The sequence below is a fragment of the Pigmentiphaga sp. genome, assembly GCF_019689535.1.
Classification (GTDB): domain Bacteria; phylum Pseudomonadota; class Gammaproteobacteria; order Burkholderiales; family Burkholderiaceae_B; genus Pigmentiphaga.
This window is the reverse complement of the sequence record NZ_JADGHH010000167.1, coordinates 1-7893: the sequence shown is the minus strand read 5'-3', so window position 1 is coordinate 7893 and position 7893 is coordinate 1. Positions and strand designations below refer to the sequence as shown.

Here is a 7893-nt window from a genome sequence, read left to right as displayed (position 1 = left end):
CATATCTCCAAGACGGTCTTATTCAAGTTTGAACGGGGCTTTGAAGCACCGCTCAGTTCTGCATAAATAGATTTAGGTTTTGCGAACAGTAAATATCCTGTCGTGCCGTTTCTCCTCAATCCGCTCCGTGCGCGCCGGTTGGTCGAGGCAAGTCGTTTCTATCCATCCGGGGTGCGGCTTTTCAATGCCATGGTGTTTCATAACTCGGTCAATCCGCCCGGTGGCGTGTAATGATTTCTGCAACGGCAACGACGAACATTCCCGCGGCAGCAAACGTCAGGGCACCTCCGGACATAGGCTCCAATCCCGTCGGCCGGCCCAGCGCGAGCATCGCGCATATGCATTCGACGACAGGCAGGACCAGCAGATAGAGGGTCTTGACCAAGAGGGAGATGCGTTTGGTCAAGACCACCGCGCCGGCAATAATGGCGTCGACCACGTTTTGCAGGGTCAAGGCGGCGAGCAGCCCTATATGTGGCGATCCCGTGACCCCGGGAGAGTCATGTGCGGCCAATACCGATCCCAGGGCAAGTCCTTCCGGGACGTTATGGATACTGATCACGACGCAGTAAATGGCCGCAAGGACGCCGTCTCCGCCGAAATCAAGCGCTTTCGCGCGCTTGAAGCTAAAGGCGAGGATGCATGCCCAGGCGAACAAGGCAATACATAATTCAATGAGCTTTTCATGGAGTGGGTGGGCCCCGGGGTCAATTTCTCCCACCAGCCCAATTTGATTCAAGATAATCAGGACGGAGATGCCCAGCACCAACCAAGCGGAATATCGGCCTATAGCTCGAAATTCGAGTTGAGTCGTCTGCGCGCCCCGCAGGAAATAAACGGCGTATCCGACAGCCGTCGGCGCGAAAATAAGGACAGTCGTCAGGCGATACAGGGAAGATGTGCCGTCAATTGTTGCGCTGGGTGTCGAGAGCAACGCAGCGACCAACAAAATGGTTAGGACGGACACAGAAATCGTTGCTGGACTTCTTGGCATAGTCGTTCATGGTTGTTTTTTTCAGCCTAACAAACTCGTGCGCGGTGTATGCCTGACGAATTTTCATGAGGGTGTGCGATTTCTTCATGCTCTCTCGTTCATACCGCTATTAATTTTTCTCGTGGTGGGTCGTCTCGCGCTTCCGTATCCTTGGTTCCCCAGAAGAAAAACTCGTAAGGAGACGGCGCATGAAGAAAACTTGCAAATGGCTATCCGCGCTCGTGGTGGCCGCGTGGTGGAATGGCGTATTTGCGGCGGCCGATGACGGTGCTGCAGCTGACTATCCATCGAGACCGGTGCAGGTCATTGTCCCGTTTGCCACCGGCGGCCCGACCGATATGATCGCGAGGGAGATCAGTAAAGCACTGGGTGAAAAACTCAAGAAACCCTTCGTTATCGAAAACAAGTTGGGCGCTTTCGGCACGATCGCCCCCGCGCACGTGGCCAAGGCCGCGCCCGACGGCTATACCCTGCTATTTCACGAGATAGGCGCGACTTTCGGCATTCAGCCCGCGGTGCTCAAGACCTTGTCGTACGACGTAAAGAAGGATTTCCTGCCGATTGCCTTTGCGGCAAAAGGCGCGATCTTCTTGTTCGTATCATCCGACCGGCCGTATAAGAACATCGGGGACCTGGTCCAGGCAGCCCGTCAGAACCCCGGCAAGCTCGACTTCGGATCGGCCGGCGGTGCAGGACAGCTTCCGACCCACATAGGCCCGGAACTGCTGATGATGAAGTCGGGGACGCAGTTCACGCACATTCCGTACAAAGGCACGGGACCCGCCCTCGTCGACCTGGCCGCGGGGAGACTCGATTTCATGATGACTACGGGTACGGGATCGGCACGGCCGTTCCTCGAGTCCGGAAAGGTCAGGCCGATCGGGATCACCGGGGACAAGCGCTCGCCGATTTACCCGGATATCCCCACTTTCGCAGAGCAAGGATTCGATTTGCCCGAGCTGTCATATGGCACCACTTGGGGATTCTTCGCCCCCGCCGGGACGCCGCCTGCCATCGTTTCCAAGCTCAACGCCGCGATCAACGCAGTATTGGAGAGTCCCTCGCTCAAGCAAGCCCTCGGTCGATTGGATGTGGAGCCTGAACCCATGACCGTGGAGCAGGTCACGCGGTTTGTCGCGAGGGAGATCGAGGCATGGCCTCCGTTGGTGCGAAAAATGAACATCAAGGTTGATTGAGCGACAGCTTCCGGGCGTTCAGCCAGGGCTGCGCGGTGTCGTCCGCAATGCCGTTCGCAGGAACGCGTCCAACGCGTTGGCAAAGGCACGGCGGTCCGCCTGGCTGAATGCCGCCGGCCCGCCCGTGACGATACCGCCGGAGCGCAGCTCTTCCAGCATGTCGCGCATGGCGAGGCGCTCGCCGATGGTCGCGTCGGTGTAGCGTTCGCCGCGCGGATTGAGGACCGACGCGCCTTTCTTGAGCACCTCGGCGGCAAGCGGGATGTCGCCGGTAATGACGAGGTCGCCCGGCCGGGCCCGGGCGGCGATGTGGGCGTCGGCCACGTCGAAGCCGCGCGGCACCTGCACGGCATTCACCCAACGTGACGGAGGCGTGCGCAGCATCTGGTTGGCAACCAGCGTGACGGGCACTTCGCAGCGCTCGGCCGCCCGGAACAAGATGTCCTTGACCACGGCGGGACACGCATCGGCGTCGACCCAGATGCGCAAGGACGGGGAAGACGCCGGCCGTTGCGTCATTTTCCGATGCAGAACCGCGAGAAAATCACCCCGAGCAGGTCATCGCTGCTGAATTGGCCGGTGATTGACATGAGTGATTCGTGCGCCAATCGCAGCTCTTCCGCGAACAAGTCCAGGACGCGGTCGCTTTGCGCAGCGTGTTCGGCTGCGAGCTCGAGGTGGTTCGCCGTCGCCAGCAGCGCCTGGATGTGCCGCTCGCGCGCAAGATATGGGGATTCGGCCGAGGGGTTCCAGCCGGCGATGGCGAGCAGTTCGTGCTTGAGCGCGTCCAGGCCCTTGCCGGTCTTGGCAGACAGGTAGAGGCGCTTCGCTCCCTTGGCATGCGGCTGGTCGGCAGGGGCGCGGCCCTCTTCGATGAGATCCATCTTGTTGATGACTTCAAGCACCGGCGTGCGCGGCGGCAGCTTGGCGGTAATGGCCGCATCGAGTTCCGGGCTCGGGCGCGTCGCGTCGATCAAGTGCACGATCACGTCGGCCTTGGCGATTTCGTCCCACGTCCGTTCGATGCCGATGCGCTCCACCGTGTCTTCGGTCTCGCGCAAGCCTGCGGTGTCGACGATGTGCAGGGGAACGCCATCGATGTCGATTTGCTGCACCACCTTGTCCCGCGTGGTGCCTGCGATGGGGGTGACGATCGCGGCCTCGAAGCCCGCCAGCGCGTTAAGCAGGCTGGACTTGCCGACGTTGGGCTGGCCGGCGAGCACTACGTGCAGCCCTTCGCGCAGAATGGCGCCCTGCCGCGCGTGAGAGAGCAGCCGGGCAAGGTCAGCCTGGATCGAGGCCAGGGTTTCGCGCGCCTGGTACTTTTCCAGGAATTCGATCTCTTCTTCAGGGAAGTCCAGCGTCGCTTCGACCAGCATGCGCAGGTGCACGATGCGGTCGGCCAGCCCGTTGACTTCGGAGGAAAACGCTCCCGTCATCGAGGCGGCCGCGCTGCGGGCCGCGGCCTCGGAAGAGGCGTCGATCAGGTCGGCCACCGCTTCGGCCTGGGCCAGGTCCATCCGGTCGTTCAAGAAGGCCCGTTTGGTGAACTCGCCCGGTTCGGCCAGCCGCATTCCCATTTCGGCGCCCGCCTGCAAGCAGCGGGCGAGCAGCCGGCGCAGCACGACCGGTCCGCCGTGCCCCTGCAGCTCAAGCACATGTTCGCCGGTGTAGGAGTGCGGAGCGGGGAAGGACAGCGCGATGCCTTTGTCAATGATGCTGCCGTCCGTGTCGAGGAATGGCAGGTAATGCGCATGGCGCGGCACGAGCGTGCGGCCGAGCACGGCCTGCATGAGCGCATCCAGCGGCACCGGTGCAGAAACGCGGACGACGCCGATGCCGCCGCGTCCGGCGGCCGTGGCGATGGCGGCGATGGGGTCCTGGTCGGAAATCATGGGGCGAATCGGAAAAAGCGCGGATGGGCGGCGTCTCACCGCACTGTAAAGCAAAAGGCCGTTCCGGTATTCCGAAACGGCCTCGAAACCGGCCCCCGCACGATGATCGATCGTTTCCCAAGGGCCGGGTCCAGCGGACGGCCGGAGCCAGGTCCGCGGGCGCCGGGACGTCAACGCGCCGGGCTCATTGGCTCGCTTGCCGGGTAATGACCCATTGCTGCGCGATCGACAAGATGTTGTTCACCACCCAGTACAGCACCAAGCCTGCGGGGAAGAAGAACATCATTCCGCCGAACACCAGGGGCATGATCATCATGACCTTGGCCTGGACCGGATCCGGCGGGGTCGGGTTGAGCTTCATCTGCAGGAACATGGTGGCCATCATCAGCGCCGGTAGGATGAACCACGGATCGGGCGAAGCCAAGTCCTGCACCCACAGGATCCACGGCGCGTTGCGCATTTCGACGCTGGCGAGCAGCACCCAGTACAGCGCGATGAACACGGGTACCTGCACGAGCATGGGCAGGCAGCCGCCGAGCGGATTGATTTTCTCGGAGCGGTACAGCTCCATCATCGCCATGTTGAGCTTCTGGCGATCGTCGCCGTACTTCTCTTTCAGCGCCTGCATGCGCGGGGCAACCTTCTTCATCCGCGCCATCGACCGGTAACCCGCGGCCGAAAGCGGGAAGAACACGAGCTTGATGAGGACGGTGAGCGCAACGATGGTCCAGCCCCAGTTGCCGAGCAGCTTATGCAGCCAGGTCATCAGCAGGAAAAGCGGCTTGGCGATGATGGTCAGCCAGCCGTAGTCGACCACCAGGTCCAGCCCTTCGGCCACGGCGGCCATGGCATCCTGGTCCTGCGGGCCGATCCACAGCTTGGCGTCCACCGTGCTGCCGGTTCCGGGCGAGAGGGTCCCGACCGGCTCGATGGCGCGCACGGCGTACAGGTTTGCCCCTACCTTGGACATGTCGTAGGTGCGCGCGACGCCCTGCGGCGGAACCCAGGCCACCGCGAAATAGTGCTGGATCATGCCGAGCCAGCCGTCGTTGGCCGACTTGACGTACGAAGCCTTGCCCTTTTCGATGTCGGAGAAGTTCACCTTCTCGAATTTGCCCTCGGACGTATAGATGGCTGGGCCCGTGAAGGTGCTGTAGAAACTGCTTTCGCCGGGGGGCTTGTTGCCGTCCCGGGTCAATTGGAAATAGAGCGAAGGCGAAACCGGGTCTGCGCTGACGTTCTCCAAGGTGTGGCGCACGTCGATGGCGTACTGCCCCTTGTGCAGGGTGAAGGTCTTGATGACCTTGACGCCCGCGCTTTCCGCTTCGAACGAAATTTCCAGCTTGTCGCCGTTCAGCTCGCGCGCCGGCGTGGTGACGCGAAACGGCGTGCGATGGGTGGGATAGGAGGCGCCGGCCGGGGCGCCGACGACGCCGGTCTGGGCCAGGTAGACCCGTTGCGCGGAGTCGTCGAGCAAGACGATCGGACGCCCCTCGTCGTCATTGTCGGCGTGCTTGAGCAGTTCGGCCTTGACGATCTGGGCGCCCAGGGTGTCGAAGGTCAGGCGCAGCACGTCGGTCGTGACCACCACCTTTTCCGCAGCCGCCGCTTGTTGGGCCTGCGGAGCGCCGCCGGGCACCGTCTCGGCATTGGCGGCCGACGCGCCTGCCGGCGCCGGGGTGGGCACGCCCGCCTGGTCGGGTGCGTTCTGCGGGTCTTGCGTCGACGCCGCCGTGGTCGGCGCCGAGCCGAACATGGAGGGGTGACCGTTGTACTTTTGCCAGCTATCCCACAAGAAAAGCAGGGATAGCGAGAAGATCATCCAGAGGATGGTGCGTTGCATGTCCATGGACGGATAGTTCCAGTCGTCGCGGCAAAGTCCGCTAGTGTAGCCGAGGCTGCCTTGCGCGCGTTTTGCGGGGAGCGATTCGCGCCGGTTCGGGGAGCCGGGCCGGCCGCGTTCCGGAGGGGGCCTGCGGCCGGGCGAAGGGAAGATTACAGGTCATGATCGAGCTCTCCCGGCGCAGGTGGGTGGGCTCGGCCGCGCTGCCGGACTGACGGCACCGGGTCGAGGCCGCCCTGGGCATACGGATGGCAACGGCAGATGCGGCGCAAGCCGAGGTAGGTTCCGTAGACGGGGCCGTGGCGATCGATCGCTTCCATGGTGTAGGCCGAGCAAGTCGGCGTAAAACGGCAGGACTGCCCCACCCAGGGACTCAGGAAAAACCGATAGAAACGGATGGGCCAAATCAGCAGCCGGCGCGGCAGGGTCGAGCCGACAGGCGGTGGATTGCCAGGGTTTTCCGTCACGATGGGCCTCTATGCGGGAATTCGTCCCGCCTGCGACCGCCCCGCCCTACGGCGAACCGGCTGACTTGCCGTGCGCGGGGGCGGGAGGAGAACCGTAAGTCTTGATCGCGCGGGCCAGGTGGCCGTCGATCTCTTGTCGGGCCTGGCGCTTGAGCGTCGTCAGCGAGCATTGCGGAATGCGGGCATGCAACCTCAAGACATAGTCGCCGGGCGGCAGTTCCGCACGCCGCAGCCGGAAAGCCTCGCGCGCCACGCGCTTTAGCGCGGCCCGGCTGACCGACAGCGGCGCGAAGCGTTTGCCGATGACCAGTCCCAGCCTGGGCTGGCTCGAAGGCGCCACGCTCAAAACAAAAAGCGCCCCTTTCGCAAGGCGGCGCCCTTTCAGCGCAGGGGCAAATTCGGCCGGACTGCGCAACCGCGCGGTGCCGGGAAACGACGCGCGCAGCTTCAACGGTATAACGCTACGTTGCCGGCTGTCCGCCGGCGCAACCAGCCGGCAACGACGGCCGGCGCGGCCGTCAGATGGCCAGGCGCTTGCGGCCCTTGGCGCGGCGGGCGTTGATGACGGCGCGGCCGCCACGGGTCTTCATGCGCACGCGAAAGCCGTGGGTGCGCTTGCGGCGGGTGACGGAAGGTTGATAGGTACGTTTCATGACGATTCCTGCTGAGTTCCGGTATGGGTGTGAAAGCCGCCCCGGAATCTTGCGCAATCCCGGCCTGCCCGAAAGCCCGGCGCAGCCGGCACCCGTCCTTCAAGAAAGGACTGCACGCGCATGCCAGGCATGTATCAGAGCGGAAAGACTGCCAACCCAGGGTCTTGAATCAGTCCGAATTTCATCCCGAAATTCGGAAAGCCCTCCATACTGGCAAATAAATTCAATATTGTCAATCAGTTAGCGCTGCCGCGGCGGAGGCGGAGCGGGTGGGCCTGTGGATAACTCGCCTTCGGAGGAGTAGAATGACAGGTTTCGGGGCCGTCCTATAGCACCACCTCCGCATCCCCTGTCCTGTGTGGATGCACCGGTCCTTTGTAGCGAGATTCATGGAAGATTTTTGGCAAAACTGCGCCCGGACGCTGGAGCAGGAACTCACTCCTCAGCAATACAGCGCCTGGATACGCCCCCTTGTACCGCTTGCCTTCGACGAAGCCGAGTCGGTGCTTCGGGTTGCGGCGCCCAATCGCTTCAAGCTGGACTGGGTGCGTAGCAATTTTTCCGGTCGGATCGAATCTCTCGCGGCGCAGTGGTTCCAACGTCCGGTGCAGGTCAAGTTCGAACTAGACTCCTCGCGCATGGCGATGCCGCTGCGCGCGCCCTCTTCTCCGGCAGCCGGCCCCAACGGAGGCAACGGGAACGGCGCCCGTTCGCCTGGGCAGATCCCGCCCGGATTCCCCGGCAACCCCGTCGCAACGGTCCAGTCGGCCGCTGCGCGCGCCGCGCGGCGGGCCGCCGCCGCGCCGGTCTGTTATACACAACTCCCCGCCCACGAGACGCGCAAG

General features: G+C 63.2%; 9 protein-coding genes. 2 read left to right on the top strand and 7 right to left on the bottom strand.

Going from position 1 to position 7893, the window contains the following annotated elements; all coding sequences use genetic code 11:
• Window positions 1–208 precede the first annotated feature (208 nt).
• A complete protein-coding gene (locus tag IRZ12_RS13630) occupies window positions 209–967 on the bottom strand; it encodes a hypothetical protein (RefSeq protein ID WP_296469391.1) in 759 nt (252 codons plus the stop codon).
• Window positions 968–1182: 215 nt separating this feature from the next.
• Between IRZ12_RS13630 and IRZ12_RS13625 the strand changes: the two genes are divergently transcribed.
• Complete coding sequence (locus IRZ12_RS13625; protein WP_296469388.1) at window positions 1183–2190, top strand: tripartite tricarboxylate transporter substrate binding protein; 1008 nt, start codon at window positions 1183–1185, stop codon at window positions 2188–2190.
• An 18-nt stretch (window positions 2191–2208) separates the two neighbouring features.
• Here the strand turns inward: IRZ12_RS13625 and IRZ12_RS13620 are convergent, their stop codons facing one another.
• The 6 genes from IRZ12_RS13620 to rpmH form a co-directional block, all read right to left on the bottom strand.
• Window positions 2209–2679 (bottom strand): YaiI/YqxD family protein, encoded by a 471-nt coding sequence (locus IRZ12_RS13620; protein ID WP_296469398.1) that lies wholly within the window; start codon window positions 2677–2679, stop codon window positions 2209–2211.
• Between the two features lie 26 nt (window positions 2680–2705).
• Entirely contained in the window at window positions 2706–4082 is a 1377-nt protein-coding gene (mnmE, locus tag IRZ12_RS13615) for a tRNA uridine-5-carboxymethylaminomethyl(34) synthesis GTPase MnmE (protein WP_296469396.1), read from the bottom strand.
• Between the two features lie 187 nt (window positions 4083–4269).
• On the bottom strand, window positions 4270–5934 hold the full coding sequence (yidC, locus tag IRZ12_RS13610) for a membrane protein insertase YidC (protein ID WP_296469386.1): 1665 nt from the start codon (window positions 5932–5934) through the stop codon (window positions 4270–4272).
• Window positions 5935–6080: 146 nt separating this feature from the next.
• Window positions 6081–6353, bottom strand: coding sequence for a membrane protein insertion efficiency factor YidD (gene yidD, locus IRZ12_RS13605; RefSeq protein ID WP_296469394.1), 273 nt, complete (start codon window positions 6351–6353; stop codon window positions 6081–6083).
• Between the two features lie 88 nt (window positions 6354–6441).
• Window positions 6442–6840, bottom strand: coding sequence for a ribonuclease P protein component (locus tag IRZ12_RS13600; RefSeq protein WP_296469393.1), 399 nt, complete (start codon window positions 6838–6840; stop codon window positions 6442–6444).
• A gap of 73 nt (window positions 6841–6913) precedes the next feature.
• Entirely contained in the window at window positions 6914–7048 is a 135-nt protein-coding gene (rpmH, locus tag IRZ12_RS13595) for a 50S ribosomal protein L34 (protein ID WP_008650850.1), read from the bottom strand.
• Between the two features lie 389 nt (window positions 7049–7437).
• On the opposite strand from rpmH, the gene IRZ12_RS13590 reads away from it, so the two are divergent.
• Window positions 7438–7893, top strand: a 456-nt coding sequence (locus IRZ12_RS13590) for a DnaA N-terminal domain-containing protein (RefSeq protein WP_296469344.1), incomplete at its 3' end; no start/stop codon positions are given.

Excerpts from the sequence above, each read along its gene's own strand:
- IRZ12_RS13625 (WP_296469388.1), top strand. The coding sequence starts at position 1,183 with ATGAAGAAAACTTGCAAATGGCTATCCGCGCTCGTGGTGGCCGCGTGG.
- yidC (WP_296469386.1), bottom strand. The coding sequence starts at position 5,934 with ATGGACATGCAACGCACCATCCTCTGGATGATCTTCTCGCTATCCCTG.
- rpmH (WP_008650850.1), bottom strand. The coding sequence starts at position 7,048 with ATGAAACGTACCTATCAACCTTCCGTCACCCGCCGCAAGCGCACCCAC.